Genomic DNA, 26,675 nt, shown 5'->3' with positions numbered 1-26,675 from the left:
TACGCTAGATTGGAGAAACAGATGAACGATAACAAACAAAAAGCATTAGATGCTGCATTGTCGCAAATTGAGCGTCAATTTGGTAAAGGATCAATCATGAAGCTGGGTGATAGCCAAGCTTTAGACATCGAGTCAGTATCAACTGGTTCATTGGGACTGGATATTGCTTTGGGTATCGGCGGTCTGCCAACTGGTCGTATTGTTGAAATTTATGGACCTGAATCATCAGGTAAAACAACCTTAACACTGCAAACTATTGCACAAGCGCAAAAAATGGGTAAAACCTGTGCGTTCGTTGATGCAGAACACGCTCTTGACCCTGTATATGCAGAAAAACTGGGTGTTAATGTTGACGAATTATTGGTGTCTCAACCTGATACTGGTGAGCAGGCACTAGAAATTTGTGACATGTTAGTGCGCTCAGGTGCAGTAGATGTGGTCGTCGTTGACTCGGTTGCAGCGCTAACACCAAAAGCAGAAATTGAAGGTGACATGGGTGATTCTCACGTTGGTCTTCAGGCTCGATTAATGTCACAAGCATTGCGTAAGTTGACTGGTAACATTAAGCGTTCAAACACACTTTGTATCTTCATCAACCAAATCCGTATGAAAATTGGTGTGATGTTTGGTAACCCTGAAACAACCACTGGTGGTAACGCACTTAAATTCTATGCATCAGTACGTTTAGATATCCGCCGTATCGGTTCTGTGAAGGAAGGCGATGAGGTTGTAGGTAACGAAACGCGTGTTAAGGTTGTGAAAAACAAGGTTGCACCGCCATTTAAACAAGCAGAGTTCATCATCATGTATGGTGAAGGCTCTTCAAAGCAAGGTGAATTGATTGATCTTGGTGTTAAGCACAAGTTAGTTGACAAAGCAGGTGCTTGGTTTAGCTACAATGGCAATAAGATTGGCCAAGGTAAAGCTAACTCAATTAAGTTCTTAAAAGAAAACGTAGCGATTGCTGACGAGATTGAAGGCAAGTTACGTGAAATGTTGCTACTTCAAGCGACAATTAAAGATGAAGAAGGCGAAGATAAAGGCCTTGCAGACCTAGAAGATCAGCTATAACTCTTCCTATCTAGCGCATTTTCTAGAGTAAAAAGCCGCTTTTAAGCGGCTTTTTCGATCCTCGGTGTTTGTCTATGTTAAACACTGATAAGTCTTTGCTTGCTAGGTTACACTGCGCCGTCAAAGTCGAATTGTCGCCAAGATTCATAGACAAAAACAGATACAGCGTTGGATAAATTCATGCTGCGGCTATCTGGCTTCATTGGAATTCTGAGCCTTTGTTCTTCAGGTAGCGAAAAGATAATTTCCTCAGGCAATCCTCGTGTTTCAGGACCGAATAGTAAGGTATCGCCAGCTTGGTATTTTGGTGCGTGATGGTATGCTTTACCTTTTGTCGTACAGGCAAAAACGCGCTTTGGTTTGCGTTGCTCCAAATAAGCTTCGTACGACGGGTAGCGTTTTACTTCACTGAATTCATGGTAATCCAGTCCTGCGCGTCTTACTCGTTTGTCGTCCCAATCAAATCCCAGCGGCTCAATTAAATGTAATGAGTAGCCTGTATTGGCACATAAACGAATGATATTACCCGTATTTGGTGGGATCTCAGGTTGATATAAAACGATGTCTAACATGATTAACCTCTAACTCAATTTGAGCGCAGTATAGCTTATTGGACGTTGAGCAACTAGGAAATAAAGCCAGTTGTATGAAGCGTTATATTTTGGAGGTTATCAAATATATAGCATAGTCTGTATGTTTGCAGTGTGGTTGCTATTTACCAAAGAGGAGCACTAAATATAGGTAAATCAATGTTTTTTTGATGCAAAGTTTCTATCTAGCGATTAAATTATCGTATGATGAGAAGGTGGTCTTCTGCGTTATTAAGGGGGAAGTGTGGCGCAAAACTATGATGCATTAGTACGTTTTTCCAGCATTTTTACCATTGTAATGGCTGGTGTAATGATTGCTGCAAAAGCTTGGGCGTGGTTGTCTTCGGGCAGCGCAGCTATGTTGGGCTCTTTGACAGACTCGATGTTGGATGTGACGGCATCACTGATGAGCTTTTTTGTTTTAAGCTATGCGCTTCGTCCTGCGGATGACGATCATAGATTTGGCCACGGCAAAGCCGAGGCGCTGGCCGGGCTTGGTCAGGCGGCATTTATTTCCGGCTCAGCATGTTTGCTTGCTTTTCATGGGGTAGAGCGCCTATTTAACCCCGTTGATATCAATCAAAGCTTGTTGGGTGTGTGGGTAAGTTTATTTGCTATTATGTGCACTTTGTTGGTGGTTGTCGTTCAACATCAAGTGGTCAAACGGACACAATCGCTCGCCATTAAAGCAGATTCAATGCATTACAAAGGGGATATTCTTCTCAACATTGCGGTGTTGATCGCTATGATGCTCAGCCATTATCACATCGGTTGGGCTGATCCTGTATTTGCAATTGGTGTCGCGATATATTTACTGTATAACTGCTGGGGGATTGCGCGTGAAAGTGCTGATCATCTTATGGATAAAGAGCTCCCTGAAAGTGAAAAGGCAGACATTATTGCCATCGCCAACTCCCACGCGGCAGTATATGGCGTTCATAATCTAAGAACGCGGCAAAGTGGTAAAGTAAAGTTTGTACAACTCCATCTTGAACTTGACGATGATATGCCGTTAATGGAAGCGCATCAAATCGCTGACGAAATTGTTGCTCGGATCCAAGCTAATAGCGAAGGCGAAATAGACGTGTTGGTACATCAAGACCCAGTTTCTTTGAGTGTGACGGACTCGGCAAACTCATAACATTGGGCTAAAACAGCCTGACGGATCGCATCTATTTCACACAGGAGTTCATGTTTACCCGGATAAGTTTTTACGAAACACTGCTCTTGCCGTGCTGCAAAGCGGCTATGTGCATCACTATTTACGATGCTGTCATGCTCTGCGCTGGCGATGCTAATTGGGATTGATATTTGTTGTTTGTTAGTGTTTGCTGTTTCCGCCAGTGCAGCATAAAGCCAACCAAAGCTCACCCCCCCCAATTGCAATACATTGTAGGTATCATACAGTGATCTAAATTGTTGATATCGTACGCTGCAGCCTGTGAGTTCATTGTCAGAAAAAGGCTTTGACTGGTAAGGTTGTTGGCCAATAGCAAACTGTTGAGATTGGCCAAGTTTACAAGCAACATTGGCCACCCACTTTGCAAACCATACCGGATAGGGCGCAGTATTGATTGCAAACATTGGTGCTGATAAAAATGCGCCTTTGGCGGTCGTGTTTGGTGTATGAGCAAGATAATTTCGTACAATGGCGCCACCCATGGAGTGGGCTAAAAATAGCCAATTGTTGGTATAGGGGAGTACTTGTTTAGAAATGATTTGCTCGAGCACTTCTCTATATTGTTTAAAATGATCTATATGGCCTATCTGTCGATTCGCGAGTAACCGGGATGAGAACCCTTGGCCTGGGTGGTCAAAGGTGACGACCCCAATATTATTATTGCCAAGCTCCCACAGCAGTTCTTTATATTTGTAGGCACTTTCGATGCGACCGTTTACCAACAGTAAGGTGTATTTTGCGTGTTCAGGAATTTGACGTAGATAAAATATCTCGCCAAATGGCGTCGTTATATTCCCTTTGGTACATGATTGCCAATGTTGTTCAATGGCTGATTGATTGTCGAGAAGTGAAGTACTGTGACTATAAAACATTAGGGTTGCTGCAATGGAATTGTTAAGGTCACACTCAGACCTTGCTGATTTTTAAACTCAATATGACCATGATGCACTTTTATCGCATGTTGTGCAATTGCCAAGCCCAGTCCAAATCCACCCATTTTACTGCTATCAGGTGTTCTCGATTGAGAGGCTCGATAAAAAGGGATACACAACTTATCTAGCATTTCGTCACTGACACCCGGACCATCATCACAGACATGGATTACCAAATTTTGCTCTTGAATATGGCAGATAATACTTACTTTAGAAGTTGCGTATTTTAATGCGTTGCGAATAATGTTCTCTATCGCCCGATTGAGTAAAATGCCATCGCCATGTATTACCACTTCTGGTAATTCATTGGTGCTCAATAGCTTGCTGAGTTGTTGGCTTTCAAACTCGGCATCGTTAATGATGGGAGTCAGCAAATCAAAAAGAGAGATAGGGTGAGGTTCAAAATGATTGTTCCCTGATTCCAGTTTGGAGAGTTGCAAAATATCACTTAACATATGCTCTAACAGTTGAGACTCTTTTTCTATTCGCTGTAGGTAACAGTCAAGATCGCCGCTCGCTTTGCCCGCAGCAATACCTGTTGCCATTTGCAAGCGGGTGAGCGGGGAGCGAAGTTCATGTGAAATATCTGCGAGTAAACGTTTTTGGCTGAGCACTTGGGATTCAAGCTGTGACGCCATCGTATCGAAGTCCTTTCCCAATTGCCCCAGCTCATCTTGGCGACGGATATCTACGTTAGCACGTGCATCAAGTTTTCCATGAGCAAGTTTTGCGGCGGCCAATTGTAGTTGCCGGATAGGTTTGAGTAGCCCTCTGGCAAACCAATAACTGAGTAACATACTCGCAAGTAACAATACCAAGAGCTTCAACCATTGTGGCATTAGCCGGACTTTCAAAAATAGGTCACCTTCACGATTGTCTAGCACCATAAATAGCTGGAACTCGTCACCACGAAGTTGAACTTTTAATGGGCCATATGCGCGAAACTTCTCGGTATTGATGACCTTGGGCTCACCATCAATCGCAAAGTTTAAAAGTGCTAAGTCATACTCATACAAGGTTTGTGTACTGACAAGGCTTTTCTCTGCCTCACGGTGTTTTAAGTAAACTTTGGCACGCCTCGCATGTCGCCGATTGGAGATCACATGTTCAATTGATTTTTCTGGCGCTCGCTCAATATGCCGCTTAAGTGACTTTTTAAGGTGGAATAAGTTTTTTAGCATTGGTGGTGAAATATCTTTTGTCGCCAGCATGTCTGGCTGTAACAAACTGATGCTGATCAGCAGCAAAATTGTGCACAGGACAGTCAGCCAGAACCAAAAAAATACTTTAATTGCTAAAAACTTTTTCATATTAAGCCGTTAAAAAAATATACCCAGATCCACGTAAGGTCTTAATAAATGTATGACTACTGTGTTGAGCCAGTTTTTTACGTACATTGCTGACGTGCATATCAACGGAGCGATCGTATGCAACCAATGGACGCCCGAGAACACTTTGACATAGAGTTTGTTTACTGACGACTTCCCCGGCAGCTTTCATCAACTGGTATAACACTTCATACTCTGTTCCCGTAAGCGAAATAGGATGGTTGTTTAAACAGACCGTTCTTGAAGCCATATCCAATATTAGGCCATGTATTTCTAGTTGAAGATGTGAATTGTTTTGTGTGAGGTGCGCGACGCGGCGAGTGATGGCTTTGATCCTAGCGAGTAACTCTCTGTGATTGAAGGGCTTAGGTATATAATCATCGGCTCCTAGTTCAAGGCCAAAGATACGGTCAAAATCATCGCCTTTTGCAGTCAGCATTATCACTGGCGTCATCTTTTGTGCTCTTAGCGCTTTAAGTACTTCAAAACCATCTTTTTTGGGCATCATTACGTCTAACAGTATGACTGCATATTCATTTGTTAACGCACTTTGTAGACCCTGTTCCCCATCATATTTGCACTCGACGGTGAATTGCTCTCCCTCTAAGTATTCGGATAGCAGTTCACAAAGCGATTGGTCATCATCGATGATCAGGACAGAAGTACTCATAAATCTTTTTAACCTATTGTTGGAGTATTCATTTTACTTAACTATAAAAGGCTTCGAATTGAATTTACACTTCTTTACTCATCATGACGGTAAATTGTCAGGTTTAATATTGTTTGCACATTTTTAAGGAAAATAACGGAGGTGAGAAGTCTTGTTAATTACTTTTGACAAAACTTTACGTAGGCTTGACGTTGCTTTTCTTTCGGCTTGCTAAAGTAAACCCTGTCGTTAAACAGGACGCTCTCAATTAAAAGGAGTAAGAGCGACTTATCGCATACCAGCAATCAACCGGAGATACTTTGATGAATAAATTAGCCAGCCTATTACTAGCCAGTTGTATGAGTGTGGGTATGATCCCACTGAGTGCTTTAGCAGGTGACGCAAACGGTCATGAGCTTAAAGCAAAACATCACCATATGAAGCCGTTTGCACATTTAGAAAAGCGACTATTGTCGGAAAAAGCCATACGTCACCTTGCATTGACGCAAGAGCAGCAAACAAAATTAAAGACAGTTTTTACTACTTATAAAGCGCAGCTAGAAGATTTAAAAGAGTCTTACCCAGAGAAACCGCGGCAAGCATTTAAGTCAATCATCGAAGCTGAAACTTTTGATAAAGCACAGGCTCAGTTGTTGCTAGAAACACACTCACCAAAAAAACAGGCATTTATGCTGACTATGCTGGAAGCGAAGCATGCTATCCATCATATTCTCACCGAAGAGCAGCGCGATAAAATTGCGAAAAGAAAACGTAAATTCCTTGCCAGAATGCATCACAAAAACGATCAATAAAGCCTATTTTTGGCCGAACACAGCTGTTCGGCCAAACTATTTATTTAAGAAACAATAGCAGTTGGTTCCCAGCAGCGATGGTATTGTTTTCACCTTCGAAGATATTGCTCGTATTTTTGCTAATTACGGCTCCATCCAACCACTCGTAAACTTCTTTGTTGAAGGTAACCAACATTTCAACAGGAAAGTCATAGTCAGTTGGAAGTACCATTAGTACATTGGCAACTTCATCTATGATCAGCGCACCATCGTTAAACTCGACGCAAAAGTACAGGTTGTTCGCGACTTCCTTAAACCCGTTGGCAATATGCTCTAGGCGCTCTTTGCTTTTTCCTTGGGATTGCAATAATCCAAGCTCAACGTCCACTTCTTGAATAGATTCGACCAGTGAAGAAACGTCTTCGTCCTCAATGGGGTTTTCGCGCCAAAAATCATCTGCACTGAGCACGCCTTTGTCTACCTTGTGTCCCAAAGCCCCCATTTCATCTGGGGAAAAGTCGAAAAAGGCATCTTCAAATAAGTCTGCATTTTCGTCAGTTCTCAGCCCACCTGCATAAATTTTTTGGTTGTCTTTCAATGATTCTAAGACGTCTTTACTCTGCGCGTCTTTGTCTTTTTTGGTGGTTGAAAGGTAAAAATCTTTAAAGCTCTCATTACTTTTCTTAACTTGCTTCGCTAGGCGGTGGAAGTTGCTTAAATCCTTTTGCATAGAGATGTAATGAGTGACGTCACCCTGCTCATTTTTAATTTCAGAAATATTCCACTCCACAGGATACATGCTGCCATCTTTGCGGTAATTAATAGATGCGCCATAAAAAAAACCTTTTTCTTGTAATGCGGGAGTGAGTTTATCTATTACCCGTCGATTACTTTTTGGTCCTTGAAGTATTCGAGGGGATGTTCCTACCAACTCGGCCAGTTCGTATCCGGTATGGCGACAAAATACAGGGTTTGCATAAATGATCCGATAACCTGCACTTGGATCTGCGTCGGTAATCACTATTGCGTGATGAGAATGCATTAGGATTTGTTTTAACAACTCCAATGGAGAGCATTCGTTAAGCATTTGACTAAAAAACAGCATTTCTTCCATGTTTTTGGATTGGTGTGGCATGAGCAGGCCTTTATGTGGCTGTACAGTTGGATCTAAGTATTGTCTGGAACAGTCAAAAAGCCAAAAAATAGCAGAAAAACGCACAAAGTTACCCCTCTTCGATAGAAGAAGGGCAACAGCAATAGAGATTTAATTTTTGACAAATCTTGAAAGAAAGAGGAACTAAGAGACCATGGAATACCGGGCTTTCAAGGTTTTGTCTTGCTATCGTCTATATTATTGGCCTCGTTTGGATTGAAATTGGATTGCCGGAAAGCTTTCTAAATGCCGGATAAGCGCGGTTTGCGTACCTGTATTATTTAGGTATAAATCGATGAACTGCAAACTGGCTGAGTTTACGATCTCTGTGACTAGGTAAGGATCTATACTTCCCAAATATGCTTGGTTTCTATCTTGTGGAAAAACATAAGGGTAGTCAGAAAAATCCCAGTGTAGAGCACCGTCAATTTGCATCATGTAAGTGTCGGCGAGTTGTTGTTTGAATACTACGCTGTGGTCCGCACTTAACGGCAGCTCCGAGTGCATCATTAAATACGGCTTTGTAGAGGGCACGGTCGGCGATAAATTAAAATGGAGTCCATCAAAATTGATGGCTGCTTTGCATTGATATACCTGTTCGCAAAAGGCAGCTACAGTTGGGCCACCAAATGAGAGTCCAACGGCGGCTAAACGGGATAGGTCAAGTTTACCTTTAAAGGTTTGTAGGTGTTCGCCCAGATAATGCATCCCCCAATATTGTCCATATTGTAGGCGAGTCATTTGATCAAGTGCGAAGTGCATATCATCAACCCAAGTGCTGAGTGCTTTTCGATCGCCCTCGGTCCAACTCATCAATTGGTATACGCGCGCGACTTGTTCATCACTGAGCTCGATACCGGCCAAAGAGTCTAGCTCGGCAACCAATTCATCAAAGTTAACATCTGCTAGTTCACTAATATAGAAGTCATTCGCTCGCGCATCTGGGTCATATGTGGCACTGCGGTTGTGGCTTTGGGTGACAAACTGAGCATGGTGTGGGTGGCCTACGCTGACCACAATGTAGCCCTTTTGAGCCAGCTCGATCATTAATATTTCTTTGTCTTCCACAGTAGATTGATAACCGTGCGAGTACATCACAATAGGAAAAGGGGTTGAGCGGTTGGCAAGAGGCGCATTTTTATATAATTCAAAAGGTAATGTTTTTAGGTATTGGTGTAATTGCCGATCAAAGTTGGATGGAGTAGCAGTTGAATAAGGGAATTGATCTGTGTGGTAGTGTAGGTAGCTAGTATTTTCCGGCGCAGAGGTCGTGGTTGGGTACCAAATCTTGATCAGTATATCGCGATAGTCTGCATAATTTGGCGTTAACTTTTCCGTACGGCTGTAATCTGTTGCGGTAAAATAAGTCACACCAACTGAGTAGTTTGTTGCAACTGCGTAACCGCTGAAGAGGGTAACGTAAAGCAAATAAAATATGCTTGTGATTGAGTGCTTGAACATAGCAACTTTCCTTATCATGTTGTATCGAAATCTATATTGATAAAAATATTCATTTAAATGCAAGTGCGATTTTGAGGTTGTTTATTGAGCTAACGATAAGGTTTTATTTTTCAGGTATTTGATAAACATGAAACTTTATCAATTTAAAGGGCGTATAAGTGTTAATCGTTTTGGGTGGTTAAGAGAGTAGACGGAGAGACGATAAATATAACAGATGAACTCGGCGATATAAGGAAGCAAACCAATGTACTCCTGAAATAGGTTCTAGCGCATCAGAACCTATTTTCAGAATTAATAGATAGCAGCATAAGCAGTTAAGAGCTTTGGTGGCTTCTTATTTTTGTAATTAACTCGCTGAGATCAATAGAGCAAAATGCACAAATGGCAAAAAATTGATTTAGCTTTGGTTGCCCTACATCTCTTTCCCAGTTTTCATAGGTCTTACGACAAACACCGAGATGTTTTGCCATGATTGCGGTTGTTACCCCTTTTTTCTTACGCAGTGCTCTTAGATCATCACCTGTAATATATCTTGCAAAAAAATCCACCATTTCCTCTTCCTTTTAACACCTATTCCGTTACTCAGTTACAATATTTAAAAGACAACCATGTATGACAAGTGTGATTGGCTCTAATCGGTACTCACTTGGTAACAATCTAAAAGTTGTTCTCTAGCTGTTTAACCAATTCAGCGCACAGAGCTATACAGCATGCTCAATTACTATTGGCGCATAAACCATGGGCTACAAAGTACTAACTTCGTATATGAGCTGTAATTTTCACAAATTTTTATCACATTAAATTAATACTGTCTATTGTTCATGCAACAATATGAAATGTTTCATAGAGGGCAAATTTTCCCCTAAGAAGCTATTTAATGAGTAGTAAAGTTCACAGTCTCATTTTACTGATTTTATACTTGCAGCATGTTCGTTGCTTTTAAAATGCTCGTTTTATGTTTTGATACTTATGTATCACCATGATTATATTTGTTTTTTAATGATTATATTAATTTTTCACCAGTTTTTTCACAGCCATGGTTTTTTAGGTGATGAGGTAATCACAGAATAAAGAGAAAGCCTTAAAATACATGTCAAAGTCACAATGTCGGGTGTTTATTGTTGTTAATTAGGCATCAATTGAGGGCTGATACGCTTTACAATGTAATTATTTTAGCGCTGTGATGCGGAGAAGGAGCTGGGATTTGGGTTTAAAAGTAGAGTGACAGCTTATGCAGCCACCCTACATCAAATTAACTGGCAATCCAGCTAGTTGCAGTTGCTAGGATCCCTTCGCTGTCGAGGCCCATTTCGCTGTGCATTTGGTCTTGTGTACCGTGTTTGATAAATTCATCAGGAATACCCAAGTGCTTTACCGGGCGCGCAATATTTTGCTGTGCTAAAAACTCACTGACAGCACTGCCTGCTCCGCCTGCGATGGCATTGTCTTCAAGGGTGATGAAGTGCGTATGAGTTTGTGCCAGAGTGGTTATCAAAGACTCGTCCAGTGGCTTTACAAAGCGCATATCAATAAGCGTTGCATCCAGTTGCTGTGCAACACTGCGTGCGTTGTCCAGTAATGTCCCAAAGTTTAAGATAGCCAGTTTCTGGCCCTCTCGGATGGTATTCGCTTTACCTATTGGTAATTGGACCATTTCTGGGCTTGGCTCAACGTCACCAGCGGAACCTCTTGGGTAGCGCACTGCTGCGGGTTTATCGAGTAAATGCCCTGTGTAGAGCATTTGTCGACATTCATTAAGATCACTCGGAGCCATAATTACCAAGTTGGGAATACAACGCATAAAGCTTAAGTCGTAAGCACCTTGGTGTGTTTCTCCATCAGCACCAACGATACCAGCTCTATCAATTGCAAATAAAACGGGTAGATCCTGAATTGCCACGTCATGAATCACTTGGTCGTAAGCTCGTTGTAAAAAGCTTGAGTAGATGGCGACAACAGGATTGAGTCCTTCGCATGCAAAGCCAGCCCCCAACGTAACTGCGTGCTGCTCTGCGATAGCAACATCAAAGTACTGACTTGGGTGTTCTTTAGAAAAGCGTACCATACCAGAGCCTTCGCGCATTGCTGGCGTGATGGCCATTAACTTAGGATCTTGCTCTGCCATATCACAAAGCCAATCACCAAATACCTTGGAGAATGTAGGGGCGCTGGGTTTCTTTTTAGGAAGGCTGTGCACACTTGGATTGAAGTTGGGCACCGCATGGTAACCGATAGGGTCAGCTTCCGCGGGTTGATAACCTTTACCTTTTTGAGTTTTGACATGCAGCAGTTGCGGACCTTTTAGGTTGCGCATATTTCTCAGAGTATCTACCAACATATCGACATCGTGGCCGTCGATAGGGCCGATGTAGTTAAAGCCTAGTTCTTCGAAGAAGGTGCCAGGGATCACCATGCCCTTTAGGTGCTCTTCCATTTTACTGGCAAGTTCTTTAACTGGGGGGACGCCTGACAGCAGTTTTTTACCGCCTTCACGGATATTAGTATAAAAACTGCCGGATAAAATACGGGCGAAGTGATTGTTCAATGCACCAACGTTCTCTGAAATAGACATTTCGTTGTCATTCAAGATAACCAGCATATCTGATTTAACATCACCAGCGTGGTTCATCGCTTCAAAAGCCATGCCCGCAGTCATTGCGCCATCGCCTATCACTGCTACAGTCTTTCGGTTTTTCCCTTCTTTTTCAGCAGCAATAGCCATAGCAAGCGCTGCCGAAATCGATGTGCTGGAATGGCCAACACTGAAGGTGTCAAATTCGCTTTCTTCGCGGTATGGGAATGGGTGCAAGCCATCTTTTTGGCGAATGGTATGCATTTGTTCTTTACGACCAGTCAAGATTTTATGTGGGTAGGCTTGATGGCCCACATCCCAAACGAGTCTATCAACTGGGGTGTTGTATACGTAGTGGAGTGCGACGGTAAGTTCAACGGTACCTAAACCCGACGCTAAGTGGCCACTGCTCTGTGATACAGAGTCTAATAAATAGCCTCTCAGCTCTGTACTAAAGTCATTCAGCTTGTGCTGAGGTAACTGTCTTAGCTGTTGAGGCTGATCAACTAATGCCAATAATGGATACTTGCTACTATCAAGAGTCATATTATTTGTAATATCCTTAGCAAACCTTGCCCAATTATATACAAAGCTTGCCGATAGTTTTATAAATTTAAAAGGAACTTGTCATTAAATAGTCATTTAGGTCGGTGCGAATATCAATGATCTCGAGCGATTATATACCTTGCTAATTCTGCAAGTAGGCGCGTATCTGCATCAATGTTATCCAATGCAGCTAGCGCTTGGGTGATAAGCGTTTTCGCTTTCTCTTTTGCCCCTTCCATGCCCAGTAATGCCGGGTAAGTTGACTTATTGTGTTCTAAGTCGGACCCTTGAGGTTTACCGAGAGTGTGTGTATCGCCTTCAATATCAAGAATATCGTCTTGGACCTGAAACGCTAATCCAATAGCTAATCCAAAGTCCTTTAACTGACTACGTGTTAAATCTGTTGTGTTTGGCGCACAAAGTGCCCCTAATTCAATGGCGCAATTAAGCAGTGCACCGGTTTTTAATCTGTGTATGTGTTCAAGTGCTTCAATGCTGATCTGCGTGTTTGTTGCGGCAATATCCAGTGCTTGCCCTCCAACCATACCTTGCAATCCAGAGGCTTGTGCCAGTGCTTTAATCATAGCGAGCTGCTGCTGAGCTGGGATATCAAATTGGTGTGATGCAAGTAATTCAAAGGCCAGTGTTTGCAATGAGTCTCCGGCCAATATCGCCTGAGCTTCATCAAATGCAATGTGGCAGGTTGGTTTACCACGTCTAAGATCATCGTCATCCATTGCAGGCAAATCATCATGAACCAGAGAATAGCTGTGAATACACTCGACGGCTGCTGCGGCAATATGCAAATCTTCAATATTGGCACCGAGCATTTCGCCTGTGGCGTAAACTAAAAAGGGCCGCAGTCGCTTTCCACCATTACTAATAGAGTAGAGCGCAGCAGCTTTGGCCGTTGGATCAGTATCCAAGTCTTGTTCAAAATAAGCGTTTATGGTTTTTTCAACATCTTGTTTGGCGATGCTTAATCTTTGATGTAATTCCACGCAGTTAATCTACCTGATCGGAAAACTCGCTCGGCGCGCTAGCTTCGTCATTGGCGAGTAAAATATTGACTTTCTGTTCTGCTTGTTGAAGTTTATGGTTAGAGGCCTGAGTGAGCTTAATCCCTCTTTCAAACTGTTTTAGAGATTGCTCTAACGTTAGCTCTCCGTGTTCCATTTCTTGTACAATGGACTCGAGCTCGTTGACAGCTTCTTCAAAGCTCATATTTTCCGGTTTTTTGACTGCCATATTTTTATTCACTCTCAAGCAAAACTTTAGGAAGCCAATTTTATGGGTTATAAAGATTGAGGTCAAAGTATCTGATAGACTTTTTTATTGGCTATCATTGCAAAATTGATCTGATAGTTTGGGTTAATTCTCGCAATTTAAAGGCTTTTTAATATAATTGAATTAAGTTATTGCAAAACCTGCCGATAACTCAACGTATAAGAATAACTGCGTGATATCTCACGAATAAATGCCTTTGGAGGGTGTGTGGATTTAGCAACCGTTATAGGTATCCTAGGTGCTATAGGCCTTATTGTCATGTCTATGGTACTCAGTAGTGATGGGCAACTTGCCATGTTTTACAATACCCCGTCAGTCGTTATTGTATTTGGTGGCTCTATCTTTATTGTGTTGTCTAACTTTACATTGGCGCAGTTTTTAGGCATTGGTAAAGTGGCTGGTAAGGCGTTTATGTTTAAAATAGAAACGCCAGAGGAATTAATTGAAAAAGCAGTAGAGCTTGCTGATTCTGCACGTAAGGGTGGGTTTCTCGCGCTAGAAGAGGCTGAAATTCCCAATCCATTTATGAGAAAGGGTGTCGATATGCTGGTCGACGGACACGATGCTGATGTGGTTCGAGCAACGCTACAAAAAGATATTGCACTGACTGCAAATCGCCATGAACTAGGTGCTGGATTATTTAAATCACTCGCTGATATCGCACCCGCGATGGGAATGATCGGTACGCTGATTGGCTTAGTTGCAATGCTATCTAATATGGATGACCCAAAAGCAATCGGACCTGCGATGGCTGTTGCATTATTAACGACCCTATACGGTGCGTTTTTAGCCAACGTTGTGGCTATTCCTATCCAAGTTAAATTAGAACTCAGAAAAGACGAAGAAGAGCGCAATCAGCGACTGATCTTGGATGCAATCTTGGGGATCCAAGATGGTCAAAATCCGAAAGTAATTGAAGGCATTTTGAAAAACTACCTGCCAGAGTCTAAACGTGGTGATGGTGGTGAGGAGTAAATAATGTCAGATGAGAACGAATGTAAATGCCCGCCCCCAGGGTTGCCTGCATGGATGGGGACGTTTGCAGATCTTATGTCTCTGCTTATGTGTTTCTTCGTTCTGCTACTGGCGTTTTCTGAGATGGATGTTCTGAAATTTAAGCAAATTGCGGGTTCTATGAAGTTTGCTTTTGGTGTTCAGAACAAGATTGAAGTTAAAGATATCCCCAAAGGTACAAGTGTCATCGCGATGGAGTTTACACCGGGTAAACCCGAACCGACCCCCATTGAAACCATTCAGCAACAAACAGTAGAAATGACCCAGCAAATGCTAGAGTTCCAAGCCGGTGAAGAGAGCTCGGCTGGTGGACGTCAAGAGCAGCGGGGCAATAAGCGCGGTGGTGAATCAGCCAGTACAGCACAAGAACAATCGATGACGCAAGCGGTTGCTGCCGCGGATCAAGAACAGGTAAACGAACTAGTCAAAAAAATCTCTCAGCAGTTAGAAAAGCAAATCATGGACGGGGCGATAGAATTAGAGTCATTAGGCCAACAAATTATCATTAGGATCCAAGAGAATGGCTCATTCCCGTCGGGCAGTGCTTTTTTACAACCTAAGTTCAAGCCTGTAATACACGATATTGCTGAATTACTTAAAGATGTACCGGGGGAGATAACTGTATCTGGACACACCGACGACTTCCAAGTTTCCAATGAGTTATATTTCAATAATTGGGATCTTTCAGCAACCCGAGCGGTTGCTGTGGCGAGCGAAATGCAAACAGTGAGTGGTTTTGACAAAAATAGAATGGTTGTGGTTGGCCATGCAGATACTCGTCCTTTAGTACCAAATGCCAACGATGTGGACAGAAAGCGCAATCGCCGGGTAGAAATATCAATTTTGCAGGGCAAAGCGAAGGAGTCTGATCCTATTGAAGTTAGAAGGGAAAATAACTAGAAAAGATTGCGTCAAAGCGTAATTTGGGCTACCGTATGATAGCTTTAATTTTCAAAAAACATCAAATTTTAAAGGAGTTTATAATGAATGCATTAAATAAATTCAACAGATTTCCAGGTGGTAACGGCAACGGTAATGATACCGGAGAGACAGAACCGAAGTAACTGATAAAATTAAGGTAAAGCGGTGTCTCTAGGCGAATATTTAGATAGTGCTGAGTTTGCTCTAAAATACTTAAACGCTATACTTGAAGTTTCATATATACTGGCTTTCATTTCAGTGTTCATCTATATCCTGAATAAAGATAAGATGGCATTGAGGTATTCGTGCTTGTGCTCGGCATTTTACATCATTGGTTTTTTTACTTTTCATCCATTAATTGAGCACGATCCTGACCGAGTTTATAGGTATATTGTTTGGGCACTGAATGACATTATCTTTATCGCAATAGTCGCCTATTGGGCACTACGAGATAAGATGTATATGTGGCAAAGTATTATGGTGCAACTCGTTGTTTTACCAGCTCCATTGTTACAATTATTCAGGCTTGTTGATATTCATCTAATGGATGCAAGTTATTCTGCTTATTTTTACCGTACTGTATTACCGATCGTTAATTTTATGACAGTAATGCTGTGTTTTGCTCCGCTGGTGATGTATTTTGGCAAGCGGGCTAAGCAATTGACTTGGCTTCAAGGTAAAGAGAAAGAGGGATAGAAACTTAGTCTCTCTTTTAATCCCTCCCGCAACATTTATACCTCTGTTTCTATAATTCCAGCTGATCGATCCTCAATGTTGCATTGCTCGCAGAGAAGCTCAATATTCCCGCAACTTTAACAGTGCTTTTATTGCCAAACTGATCCGGCAATATTACATTGGTTAAATCAAATTTGCAGTTTTCTAAGCCAATATCTTGGTTAACCCCTACTGATAGACAGTGTGTTTCTCTTTCTAACCCAACTTGTTTTTCTTCACAAAAAGCAGGGTCCAATTTATTTACTGCGTTCGATGCGACTGACTGTACTCGGAGAGTGAGATCCAGTGTGGAACTGTTACATGTGAGCTTAACAGCCGTTGTATTGGTGTTCTGGTTGCCAAATGTGATCAGGTTATTGTCTTGATCTCGATAATGAATCGTCAGTTGAGCAGCATCAAAGGGCTGGCTAATAGTGTCAGGTTGACCTTTATTGCGCCAATCCGCCAAAGATGTAAAGTCAGGTAGGGGCGTGTTAAAAATTAGCTCAGGCGCGTAGTAATATAACTCTCCTTGCTTGAAGCTGCTGTTGCTTGCTCCTTGCCAAGTTTCAGCACTGGTAGAACCAAAGGCCGCGGCGGCTAACATACATGGAGCCTTGTCGGATGACAGTGTATGAGTGGCACCTAAAGAGTGTTTATCGGCATAGAGTCTGAATTCTGGTTTAGGTTGTAATGCTTCGCTTTCTGCATGCCAAAACACACTAGAAAACTCAAATTGATTGAGCGAACGTTCAGCTGTGAAGTTTGCGCCACAGTCACTACTTTGTTGTTGTGTTGTCGGTGTATTTGGCTCTGCAGTGTTATCTTTTTGTAGCGGTGTGTCACTTTCACCGCCGCATGCGCTCAGTAGCAATAATGGCACGCAAGCCATTGTAACCCTAGTCATAATTTACTCCTTGGTAACTGAGTCAATTATATTCATATCAGGGAGGTTAAAGCGATACTTGAATTGTAAAAAGTGGTAATGCATTCCTACATTTTTGATATGGATTAGGCTGAGTGCCTAATCCATTTTTGCATTTACCCTAGGGCAGGGATCACGCCAAACATTTGCAGACCTTGCGCTGAAATAATTAATACGCCACATAGACCCGCACATATTAATCCTAGATTGCCACCTTGTACTTGATAACCTGAGTTTTGTACTTTTCGTTGTTGCCAAACCATGGCGACAGGTAGAAAAACGGCTAAAACGACTAAGGCTATCGCAGCGTAACCTAAGGCCATGATAAAGCCTTCTGGGTAGAAGAGTGCAAACCCCAGCGGTGGAGTGAATGTGATCAGTGCGGTTTTTACTCTATCTAACCCTGAATTTTGTTGCTTGAATGCGTCGGCAAAAAAGTCAAATAATCCAAGGCTTACACCTAAAAATGAAGTGGCGAGTGCGAGATCAGCAAAGATAGTCACAAAGGTATGCACTTGGCTATTGTGTGCAATGTTCGAAATCGCGGCGACAAAACCAGGCAAACCAGCACTTTGTAGTAACGCTTCTTGTGCCATGACTCCTTGACTTAACAACTGCCAAAAAACGTAGATAGTTAATGGCAGTGCGGCACCGGCAATCATGACTCGGCGTAAGGTTTTTATGTCTAAACCAACGTATTTGACAATCGATGGAATAGAGCCATGAAAGCCAAATGAAGTAAAAATAACTGGAATAGCAGATAGGATAAGGCCTTGCTCCATTGGCATGTTGAGTAGGTGTTGACCATGGACATAAGGAGTAAGAACAAAGAATAAGCTTGCCAAAACAATGATTTTAATTGTGAATAGTATTCTGTTCAACTTATCAACGGTGCTGGTACCTAGCGCGACGATTGTGGCAACCAGTAGTGCTAAAACAATAGAGCCAACTTGCGGCGCAATCTCCATCCCTGTAAAGCTACTGAGCTTGTCTTGTAGCTGAGAGCCTCCACCTGCGATATAGGCTGCGCATAAAGCGTAAAACAGGAATACCATTGAGAAGTTTGCAATGTATTGGCCTTTTTTACCGAGAATTTGCTTTGCTAAGGTGTTCAGTGTCGCTTCTTTATTTGCAAATTGATGCACTTCTAGCATGAGCAGGGCGGTGTAGGTCATCAGCAACCAAGTTGCAATGATCAATATTAGCGAGGTTGAAAACCCAAGTCCTGCTGATGCAATTGGCAGCGCCAGCATACCTGCGCCAATTGTCGTACCTGCGACAATGAGCATACTACCTAGCGTTTTATTATTAAGCACAAATTGCCCCTATATTTGTGAGAGAAACAGGCACAATATACTGGACTGAGAAAAATTGAAATAGTTTTGCTGCAAATCAAAATGAAAGTTTGTAATTTGTGTTTTACAAAAGTTAACTCACTTTACATGGGTGATGTTAACTTGTTGATTTTATGTGTGGTAAATAATGAGCTGAGAAGGCTGGGTTTTCTCTAGAGACAAAAAAGCCAGCTTGCGCTGGCTTTTTTAAAGAGGCTACTTAGTGCCAAAGTTAGGCATCGTCTTCTACCAATGTCATCAGTGAGGTGTTGCCACCTGATGCAGTTGTGTCGATACTGATGGTTTTTTCAGTTACGAGGCGCCCTAGTAGCGTATCGTAGTACTCAGCACTGATCACAGGCAAGATGGCACCGCTGCGGGCAGCAAGTTGGGTGCTTACATAGCCTTTGCGCTCACAACCATTACCAACGACGGCACCCGCAAGGTGCTCATGGGCCAAGATTGCTGGTAGCTGATTTAGTTTAGCAACCTGAAGTACGCCCTCAGCAATTCCACTATTTAGTAGTTTTTCTCTAAACGCGATCGCTTCTTCATGAAATAAGTCAGATACGACGGTGATAACAGTGTTACCTGCTGCTAAAGCAGTGATCACAGAAAGCACCCAGAAGTTGAAAGAGGTGTCTTTATCTGCATAACAAACCACACAGCCACGCGATTCGTAGCGCAATGTATTTGACTCACCTGTTGGGCCTGGTAATTCAATTACGGTATCTAGACGCTTTTCAACACGGATAAGCTGCTCACGCGCATCAGCCAATGTCTTATTCAAATCATCAGCAAGGGTATCTAAGATCTCGACTTTCGCAAGTTTAGCCAGTAGCTGACGCACCGCTGATACACGATCGTTTAGTGGCATTGCACGCCAAGCCTTCTCGTCACGTTTTGATAGCGACATCATGCGTGATACTTGCTCTTGCGCACCTTGGTAAGCCGTGATCTCTTCGTTATCTACTTTAAGATTAGTCGCCTGAATGTTTTGTTCTGCTTGGTTTTCTTTTACCAAACGGGCAATGTAGTTTGGACCACCTGCTTTTGGACCAGTACCAGAAAGGCCACGACCCCCAAACGGTTGTACCCCAACAACAGCACCAATCATATTACGGTTTACGTAGATGTTACCCGCACGAGATAGCTTAGCGAGGTATTCTGCACGTTCTTCGATACGTGTATGGATACCCATTGTAAGACCAAAGCCTGTGCTGTTTACTTGATCGATCACATTATCGATATCACTGCCCTTAAAGCGGATCACGTGAACACATGGACCGAATACTTCTTTTTTCAGCACTGAAAGGTCACTGATCTCATATAAGCGTGGTGCAAAGAAAAAGTGACCGTTATCGCCCATATCAGGTAGTGAACACTCATAATGTAGTGTTGCATTACCTTTTAGGTATTCAACGTGCTCATTCAGTGCATTCAAGGCTTTCTGGTCAATCACTGGACCCACATCAGTAGACAGATGTGCAGGATCGCCAATGTGCAACTCTTGCATTGCGCCTTTGATCATGTTGATCACTTTGTCTGCGATCTCTTCTTGTACAAACAGTACACGTAGTGCAGAACAACGCTGACCGGCACTTTGGAAACCGGAAGAGATAACATCATCAACAACTTGCTCAGGCAGTGCTGTTGAGTCAACGATCATACAGTTTTGACCACCTGTCTCTGCAATTAGAGGGACTTGATCACCGCCGCGCTCAGCAAGCGTCTGCGAAATACGCGTTCCCGTCTCTGTAGAGCCTGTGAACATCACCGTTTGGACACGTGTATCTGGCACGATGTGCTTACCAACTTCACTACCACGTGCAATAACAGGCTGTACGATGCCTTTCGGTAAACCTACTTCTTCCATTAGCTCAATAGTGCGAAGGGCAACCAAAGATGTTTGCTCTGCCGGTTTTGCGATAACCGTGTTACCTGTAACGATAGCCGCAGCAACCTGTCCAAGGAAGATTGCCAGAGGGAAGTTCCAAGGGCTGATACATAAGATCACACCGCGTGGGCTAAAGCGCTCATCCAGTGCAAGTTCTTCTGCTTTTGCTGCGTAGTAGCGGCAGAAATCAACGGCTTCACGTACTTCATCGATGCCATCTTGGGTGATTTTACCCGCTTCTTTGATACACATCGCAATAAGTTCATCACGATGACGCTCAAGTGCATCACCTGTACGTCGCAGAATTTCTGCGCGCTCGCTTACTGGCGTCTGTGACCAAGTTGCAAAAGCGGCTTCTGCGCTAGCAACAAGCTGCTGCATTTCTTGCGCGTCTTGGTGGCGGATAGAGCCAACTACTTCGCTGTGGTTTGCTGGGTTTAATACCGCTTCGTGACCTTCAGGCACATCTGCTGCTGTGATCAGGTTTTCATCAACCCACTTTTGTAAGTTGTCACGCATTGGCGTGATGTGGTTGATGTTGGTTAAATCTAACCCTTTAGAGTTGTTGCGCTCTTCGCCGTATAGATCGATAGGCAAAGTGATCTGCATGTTGCGCTTGTGCTTAACTCGTTGGATCTTTTCAACCGGATCTTCAAGTAGTGACTCAACAGGCATAGACTCATCAACAATCGCGTTTACGAATGACGAGTTTGCGCCATTTTCAAGGAGACGACGAACAAGGTAAGCAAGTAGGTCTTCGTGCTGACCAACCGGTGCGTATACGCGACACTGCACTTTGTCTTCTGTTACTACTTGGTTGTACAGTGAGTCACCCATGCCGTGCAGACACTGGAACTCGAAGTTATTGAATTCACCATTGGCAAGTTCAAGGATAGTTGCAGCAGAATAGGCGTTGTGCGTTGCAAACTGAGGGAAAATCACTTCACGTGCGTTCATGAGTTTGATAGCACATGCTTTATAAGAGACGTCAGTCGTTGCTTTACGCGTAAATACCGGGAAGTCTTCAAGACCATCAGTTTGCGTCAGTTTGACTTCAGTATCCCAGTAAGCACCTTTTACAAGACGAACCATCATCTTGCGACCAACGCGACGACATAGCGCTTCAAGCCAGTCAATAACCCAAATAGCACGTTTTTGATATGCCTGTACAGCAAGACCAAAGCCATTCCAGTTGCCCAGTGCGTCATCTGAGAATACCGCTTCGATGATATCTAAAGAGATATCCAAACGATCCGCTTCTTCAGCATCTACCGTGAAATTAATGTCATATTGCTTTGCAGCAAGCGCCAATTCTTTAAGCTTAGGCACAAGCTCAGCAATCACACGGTCACGGTGCGTAAACTCATAACGAGGGTGGATAGCGGATAGTTTTACAGAAATACCCGGGCTCTTAATTGGACCACGGCCGTTAGCTGCTTTGCCAATGACGTGAATAGCTGTCATATAGCTGTTGAAGTAACGCTCGGCATCAGCCATTGTGCGCGCGCCTTCACCTAGCATATCGTATGAGTATGCGTAACCTGTTGCTTCTTTCTCTTTGGCGCGTTCAAGTGCAGCTTCAATCGTGGTGCCCATAACAAATTGTTGGCCCATAATTTTCATTGCATACTGCACTGATTTACGAATAGCTGGCTCACCAATGCGACCCATGGTGCGCTTTAGTAAACCAAATTGCTCTTCTTTATTTTTGTCCGCGTAGTTAACCATTTTACCAGTTAACAATAGGCCCCAGCTTGATGCATTTACAAATAGTGAATCACTATTCCCTAAGTGCGAGCTCCAGTCACCCTTGCTAAGTTTATCGCGAATTAACATGTCCTGTGTTTGTGCATCAGGCACACGTAAAAGTGCTTCTGCTAAACACATCAGTACAACACCTTCTTCAGAAGATAGAGAGTACTCTTCTAGTAGTGCGTCTACACCGCCTTGACCGTGTTGGTCTTTACGGATATTTAATACCATCTGACGAGCACGTTCCCATGCGCGAGTACGGGCAGAAACACCGACCTCAGCCAATGGTAAAATGTGATCGATAACAGTTTCTTCATCAATGCGGTAGAAGTCACGGATCTTTTGACGGATCGGACACTGGGTTGTTAAGTCGCCTTGAAATAGCATAGGTTAAACCCTCTATTGAAAACCTAAATACTACAGAAAGCACAGTCTTAGACTGTAGTCGCTTTCTTGCATCGTTATACAGAAACGAATGCTGCGTAATTATGCGGTGGTTAAATTTTAGTCCCTTTATTACCAGATACAAAAAGTTCATCTGAAAAAGGAACAGCTATAAGAATTTCCGAGCATTGTATAGAAAGAGCAGCAGAATGTGCTGTCTTATTTTTATGAATTACGGTAAATTTGCGTTTTATTAGACCTTATCTCAGCATTTTATACTGTATGACGACTTCAATAAAAACCCGCGTTTTAGATCGGATCGACCAAGCCATTTTGGATGAACTGCAAAAAAATGGCCGTATTTCAAATGTTAACCTAGCAAAAGCAGTTAATTTAAGTCCCAGCCCTTGTCTTGATCGCGTAAAAAAATTGGAGTCAGAAGGGTATATAGAAGGATATACAGCGAGACTAAATGCACAAAAACTTGGGCAACAGCTCGTTGCACATGTCGAAATTACTTTGAAAAGCTCGACCGAGTCAGTATTTGAAACATTCAAGCAGCATGTCGTAGAAATACCTCATGTTGTGGCATGCGATATGGTGGCTGGTGGGTTTGATTATTTATTGAAAATCCGAGTGTCGGATATGCGACAGTATCGAGAAGTGCTTGGACAAATTGTGGAAATTCCAGGTGTTGGTACAAATCACACTTATATGGTGATAGAACACGTTAAGGAAGATAGTGGTGTCACAATATTACCAAAAGGTTAATTCTAATCTTTAAATACGGCTTGATTTTGGCTGGGGGGTTACTCTGAAGTCGGGTTCTAATAAATTGAGTGATAGAAGGGTAATTTATTTTTTATATTTTTTTAAGTTACTAATATAATGAAAAAATACTAACTATTTAAAATCTTTTGGATCACGTTTTTTTGGAAAAATATATTACATGGCATTACAGATAGACCCTTTCTATCGCTTTCTTAATTTAGATCAACAAATATTTAACTGTTGTAAAAAATAGGTTTTTATTGGCAGTTTTTTACCCTAGGCTGAATTGACATTTGGCAATGCAAAGGTAAAAAAATGACATCAGCGACGCGTACAAAGGATATTACGCCCTTAGACTCTATTACATTTAAAGTTTTCATAGATGAGCAGCCAATAACTGCGTGCGAAGGTGAAACCGTCTTATCGGTGTTACAAGCGGCAGACATGAAGCGTATTTGTGAGAATGACCGCAAAGTGGTATCTGGAGCATATTGTGCTATGGGTGTGTGCCACTGCTGCCACATTAAGGTCAACAAGCGCTATAAACAAAGAGCTTGTCAAACACTTGTCGAACCAAATATGCAAGTCGAAACCTTGAGTAATCGCTTTAAAGATAAGGGGTTAAACCATGGAAAAGTCTAACCCAGTTGTCATTGTTGGTGGCGGGCCATCAGGTACTGCCGCAGCAGCATTACTCGGAAAATATCGGATCCCATCAGTCATAATTGATGAAGCGCCTAAGATTGGTGGCGTAATATATCGTGGGCCATTACGTAAAACGGCCACATTGCCCCACTTAGATGACAACTTGCAACGCGCGATGAGTGCGCTGCGTCGACGTTACGAAAATTATAAGTCATTCATCGAATTAAAGTTACAAACACGGGTTTTAGGGCCGGAGGGAAAGCAGTCATTATTGTTAAATGAAGGCGGCGGACTGACAACACAAAAGTACGATGAGCTTATACTAGCGACGGGTTGTCATGAGCGCAGTATTCCATTTCCTGGCTGGCAATTACCGGGGGTAATGCTACTTGGAGGTGTTCAATTACAGATTAAAAGCGGGCTGGTAAAACCGGGCACAAAAATGGCGCTAGTAGGTACTGGACCACTGTTGCCACTTGTTGCTTGTCAATTACACAAGGCAGGTGTCAATGTTATCGGTGTATACGAAGCAAGTGCATTTAATAAACTGGCTAAAGAAGCCGTCGCTTTGTTGAACAAACCAAAACTAACGCTGAGTGGCCTCAGCATGATGAGCTATCTAAAAAAACATCAGATACCGTTTTATTATGGCTATGGCGTGGTCAATGCACAGGGCGATGCGCATTTAGAGCGTGTTACTGTTGCTCCTTATGATCAATATTGGCGAGCAGATCTTAGCCAGGCAAAATCAATAGAGGTTGATGCAATTGGCGTTGGCTATGGGTTTGTAGCCCGTACTCAGCTCGCTATGTTGTTGGGGTTAGAGCATACCTATACGAAGGTAAGCGGTTACATTCCCGTACTTAGCAGTGAGTTCGAAAGTAACCAAACAAAGACATATGTTGTAGGGGATAGCACCGGATTGCTGGGCGCTGATGCAGCAATTTGCGAAGGCCAAATTGCTGCATTGAACATCGTAAAGCAGCGCGGAATATTGAGCGCTACTGAAGCGAAAAAAGAACAAGCAAAAATAGCGCGTAAACATGCCAGAATAAAACGTTTTAGATTTGGCTTTGATCGTTTTAGTGAGCGTCAATCTGGTTTGCTTGAGTTAGCGCAAGATGACACTGTGGTCTGTCGCTGCGAGCAAGCTACAAAGAGACAACTTGAACAAGCAATTTCAGAGGGTGTTAAAGATCTGACGACACTGAAAATGCGCACTCGAATAGGCATGGGTGACTGCCAAGGTAAAACATGTAGTAGCTTTGCGCTCGATTTGCTACATCAAGCGGGCCATAACAAAGATACCGGTGTGATAAAGCCACGCTTTCCGCTCGACCCTATCCCTTTTACTTTTATGGAAGAATCATTAAATGAACAAGTATGATGTCATTATTGCTGGCGGTGGTGCTGTAGGGGCTGCATGTGCTTATTTTTTGAGTCGTGATACGGATTTAAAAATAGCCTTAGTTGATATAAAAAAAGCAGGCAATGCGTCGCGCGCTTCGGCTGGTGGGTTGTGGGCTATTGGTGAATCAGTTGGGTTAGGGTGCGGAGTTATATTTTTTAAGACGTTGTCTAAATTACACAGTGAAGCGCAGGGGGAGGAGATCCCAACCATGCGCCCACATCAATTGCCGGACTGCTTTTTTGAATTTGCGCTCAAATCCAATGCCATGTACCCAGAGTTATATGAGGAGTTACGTAATAAACACAGTGTTGATTTTAAGTTTGAGCGTACCGGCCTTAAATTCATCATGTATAACCGTGAAGATGAGTTGTACGCCGATCAAATCGTCAGTGGTATTCCTCATTTGCGCGATCAGATCCGTTGGCTTGATGCCAAGCAACTTAAAGAAGAAGAGCCTTTTGTGACACCTGACGCCATCGGTGCTATAGACTTCATTTGCGATCACCAAGTAAACCCTTATCGTTTAGTTGAATCGTATACAGAGGCCGCTAGACAAAATGGCGTGGAGCTTTTTTTAAATACCGAAATTCAACAGGTACTCAGAGAGGGTAAGCGTGTCGTCGGTATTCAGACTGCTTCAGGTGAGCTGCGTTGCGACACCTTGGTAAATGCAACAGGCGCTTGGGCAAATTCGCTATTTAAACAAGCAACGGGACGCGATATGCCCGTTTATCCTGTAAAAGGGCAAATCGTATTATCTGAACGCATGCCTAAAATTATGAATGGCTGTATCAGTACGAGTGATTGTTATATTGCGCAAAAAGACAATGGGGAGATACTCATAGGTTCCTCTACTGAGGAAAAGGGGTTCGACACCACCAATAGCTTAGACAAAATTCAGGAGTTGTCTCGAGGGGCTATGAAGTGCCTACCCATTTTAAACGAGTCAAATATCAAACGTTGTTGGGCGGGTCTTAGGCCGGGCACGCCGGATGAGTTGCCAATCTTAGGTAAGGTGCCGGGGGTAGAGGGGTACCTCAATGCTTGTGGTCACTTTAGAACCGGTATTTTAACTTCTGCGATTACAGGTAAATTGATCACAGAATTAGTCACAGAGCAACCGACTTCCATTGACTTGACACCTTTTAGCGTCGCACGTTTTTTTGACGAACCAGCCTAATCCATAGCACCTCAAATATAGTTGGCTCGCGGTGAATACTTCGAGCCATATATTCACCAATTTACATTATGTGACAATTATTATGCTCTAATTGATGGATATTTTTATGCTTTTTGTCGCATCAGCCTGACTTTATGAGTGAAATTGTTATCATGTAACAGTCAAAT

The 26,675-nt window shown here is 42.8% G+C and carries 23 protein-coding genes; 10 read left to right on the top strand and 13 right to left on the bottom strand.

Annotated elements, in window-relative coordinates; genetic code table 11:
• The first annotated feature begins 21 nt into the window (after nt 1–21).
• Nucleotides 22–1,071 (top strand): recombinase RecA, encoded by a 1,050-nt coding sequence (gene recA / locus QNM18_RS07635; protein WP_023398896.1) that lies wholly within the window; start codon nt 22–24, stop codon nt 1,069–1,071.
• Nucleotides 1,072–1,178: 107 nt separating this feature from the next.
• On the opposite strand, the gene trmL is transcribed toward recA, so the two are convergent.
• Nucleotides 1,179–1,643, bottom strand: a complete 465-nt coding sequence (gene trmL, locus QNM18_RS07630) for a tRNA (uridine(34)/cytosine(34)/5-carboxymethylaminomethyluridine(34)-2'-O)-methyltransferase TrmL (RefSeq protein WP_023398897.1) — start codon at nt 1,641–1,643, stop codon at nt 1,179–1,181.
• 262 nt (nt 1,644–1,905) lie between these two features.
• On the opposite strand from trmL, the gene QNM18_RS07625 reads away from it, so the two are divergent.
• Entirely contained in the window at nt 1,906–2,802 is an 897-nt protein-coding gene (locus QNM18_RS07625) for a cation diffusion facilitator family transporter (RefSeq protein WP_284136792.1), read from the top strand.
• On the opposite strand, the gene QNM18_RS07620 is transcribed toward QNM18_RS07625, so the two are convergent.
• Genes QNM18_RS07620 through QNM18_RS07610 form a run of 3 tightly spaced genes read right to left on the bottom strand, consistent with a single transcriptional unit; the run spans nt 2,757 to nt 5,771 of the window.
• On the bottom strand, nt 2,757–3,713 hold the full coding sequence (locus QNM18_RS07620; RefSeq protein ID WP_284136791.1) for an alpha/beta fold hydrolase: 957 nt from the start codon (nt 3,711–3,713) through the stop codon (nt 2,757–2,759). The two genes, QNM18_RS07625 and QNM18_RS07620, sit on opposite strands and share 46 nt — an antisense overlap.
• The gene (locus QNM18_RS07615) at nt 3,713–5,083 is read right to left on the bottom strand and encodes an ATP-binding protein (RefSeq protein ID WP_284136790.1); all 1,371 of its coding nucleotides are present in this window, start codon (nt 5,081–5,083) and stop codon (nt 3,713–3,715) included. The genes QNM18_RS07620 and QNM18_RS07615 overlap by 1 nt, the downstream gene beginning before the upstream one ends.
• A gap of 1 nt (nt 5,084) precedes the next feature.
• Entirely contained in the window at nt 5,085–5,771 is a 687-nt protein-coding gene (locus QNM18_RS07610) for a response regulator (RefSeq protein WP_211012049.1), read from the bottom strand.
• A 302-nt stretch (nt 5,772–6,073) separates the two neighbouring features.
• Here QNM18_RS07610 and QNM18_RS07605 point away from each other — a divergent pair, with 302 nt between their 5' ends.
• Nucleotides 6,074–6,562 (top strand): Spy/CpxP family protein refolding chaperone, encoded by a 489-nt coding sequence (locus tag QNM18_RS07605; RefSeq protein WP_211012050.1) that lies wholly within the window; start codon nt 6,074–6,076, stop codon nt 6,560–6,562.
• Between the two features lie 40 nt (nt 6,563–6,602).
• Here the strand turns inward: QNM18_RS07605 and QNM18_RS07600 are convergent, their stop codons facing one another.
• From QNM18_RS07600 to QNM18_RS07575, 6 genes are all read right to left on the bottom strand, one after another.
• Nucleotides 6,603–7,760: a PAS domain-containing protein gene (locus tag QNM18_RS07600; RefSeq protein WP_284136789.1), complete on the bottom strand. Its 1,158-nt coding sequence runs from the start codon at nt 7,758–7,760 to the stop codon at nt 6,603–6,605.
• 132 nt (nt 7,761–7,892) lie between these two features.
• Nucleotides 7,893–9,155, bottom strand: a complete 1,263-nt coding sequence (locus tag QNM18_RS07595; protein WP_284136788.1) for an alpha/beta hydrolase — start codon at nt 9,153–9,155, stop codon at nt 7,893–7,895.
• A gap of 314 nt (nt 9,156–9,469) precedes the next feature.
• Nucleotides 9,470–9,706, bottom strand: coding sequence for a helix-turn-helix transcriptional regulator (locus QNM18_RS07590; RefSeq protein ID WP_023398905.1), 237 nt, complete (start codon nt 9,704–9,706; stop codon nt 9,470–9,472).
• A 701-nt stretch (nt 9,707–10,407) separates the two neighbouring features.
• Nucleotides 10,408–12,273 carry a 1-deoxy-D-xylulose-5-phosphate synthase gene (dxs, locus tag QNM18_RS07585; RefSeq protein WP_211012053.1) on the bottom strand — a complete coding sequence of 622 codons (1,866 nt, stop codon included), beginning with the start codon at nt 12,271–12,273 and terminating at the stop codon, nt 10,408–10,410.
• 113 nt (nt 12,274–12,386) lie between these two features.
• A complete protein-coding gene (gene ispA, locus QNM18_RS07580) occupies nt 12,387–13,274 on the bottom strand; it encodes a (2E,6E)-farnesyl diphosphate synthase (protein ID WP_284136787.1) in 888 nt (295 codons plus the stop codon).
• 4 nt (nt 13,275–13,278) lie between these two features.
• A complete protein-coding gene (locus QNM18_RS07575) occupies nt 13,279–13,521 on the bottom strand; it encodes an exodeoxyribonuclease VII small subunit (RefSeq protein ID WP_023398908.1) in 243 nt (80 codons plus the stop codon).
• A gap of 246 nt (nt 13,522–13,767) precedes the next feature.
• Here QNM18_RS07575 and pomA point away from each other — a divergent pair, with 246 nt between their 5' ends.
• The 3 genes from pomA to QNM18_RS07560 all read left to right on the top strand — a co-directional run bounded on the left by pomA (nt 13,768) and on the right by QNM18_RS07560 (nt 16,191).
• Entirely contained in the window at nt 13,768–14,535 is a 768-nt protein-coding gene (gene pomA, locus QNM18_RS07570; protein WP_023398909.1) for a flagellar motor protein PomA, read from the top strand.
• 3 nt (nt 14,536–14,538) lie between these two features.
• Nucleotides 14,539–15,474: a flagellar motor protein MotB gene (locus QNM18_RS07565; RefSeq protein ID WP_211012055.1), complete on the top strand. Its 936-nt coding sequence runs from the start codon at nt 14,539–14,541 to the stop codon at nt 15,472–15,474.
• A 186-nt stretch (nt 15,475–15,660) separates the two neighbouring features.
• Nucleotides 15,661–16,191 carry a hypothetical protein gene (locus QNM18_RS07560; RefSeq protein WP_211012056.1) on the top strand — a complete coding sequence of 177 codons (531 nt, stop codon included), beginning with the start codon at nt 15,661–15,663 and terminating at the stop codon, nt 16,189–16,191.
• A gap of 49 nt (nt 16,192–16,240) precedes the next feature.
• On the opposite strand, the gene QNM18_RS07555 is transcribed toward QNM18_RS07560, so the two are convergent.
• From QNM18_RS07555 to putA, 3 genes are all read right to left on the bottom strand, one after another.
• Nucleotides 16,241–17,116, bottom strand: a complete 876-nt coding sequence (locus tag QNM18_RS07555) for a hypothetical protein (RefSeq protein ID WP_284136786.1) — start codon at nt 17,114–17,116, stop codon at nt 16,241–16,243.
• A 134-nt stretch (nt 17,117–17,250) separates the two neighbouring features.
• A complete protein-coding gene (locus tag QNM18_RS07550; protein ID WP_211012058.1) occupies nt 17,251–18,450 on the bottom strand; it encodes an aromatic amino acid transport family protein in 1,200 nt (399 codons plus the stop codon).
• A gap of 250 nt (nt 18,451–18,700) precedes the next feature.
• A complete protein-coding gene (gene putA / locus QNM18_RS07545; protein ID WP_284136785.1) occupies nt 18,701–22,504 on the bottom strand; it encodes a bifunctional proline dehydrogenase/L-glutamate gamma-semialdehyde dehydrogenase PutA in 3,804 nt (1,267 codons plus the stop codon).
• Between the two features lie 279 nt (nt 22,505–22,783).
• Between putA and QNM18_RS07540 the strand changes: the two genes are divergently transcribed.
• The 4 genes from QNM18_RS07540 to QNM18_RS07525 all read left to right on the top strand — a co-directional run bounded on the left by QNM18_RS07540 (nt 22,784) and on the right by QNM18_RS07525 (nt 26,508).
• Entirely contained in the window at nt 22,784–23,272 is a 489-nt protein-coding gene (locus QNM18_RS07540) for a winged helix-turn-helix transcriptional regulator (protein ID WP_023398915.1), read from the top strand.
• Between the two features lie 315 nt (nt 23,273–23,587).
• A complete protein-coding gene (locus QNM18_RS07535) occupies nt 23,588–23,914 on the top strand; it encodes a 2Fe-2S iron-sulfur cluster-binding protein (protein ID WP_211012060.1) in 327 nt (108 codons plus the stop codon).
• Nucleotides 23,901–25,304: an FAD/NAD(P)-dependent oxidoreductase gene (locus tag QNM18_RS07530; protein ID WP_284136784.1), complete on the top strand. Its 1,404-nt coding sequence runs from the start codon at nt 23,901–23,903 to the stop codon at nt 25,302–25,304. Before QNM18_RS07535 ends, QNM18_RS07530 begins: the two co-directional genes overlap by 14 nt.
• Complete coding sequence (locus tag QNM18_RS07525) at nt 25,291–26,508, top strand: NAD(P)/FAD-dependent oxidoreductase (RefSeq protein ID WP_211012062.1); 1,218 nt, start codon at nt 25,291–25,293, stop codon at nt 26,506–26,508. The genes QNM18_RS07530 and QNM18_RS07525 overlap by 14 nt, the downstream gene beginning before the upstream one ends.
• Nucleotides 26,509–26,675 lie beyond the last annotated feature (167 nt).

The organism is Pseudoalteromonas obscura (assembly GCF_030135505.1).
Classification (GTDB): domain Bacteria; phylum Pseudomonadota; class Gammaproteobacteria; order Enterobacterales; family Alteromonadaceae; genus Pseudoalteromonas; species Pseudoalteromonas obscura.
Note: the sequence above shows the minus strand (reverse complement) of the source record. Positions and strands in the feature narration are given on the sequence as shown.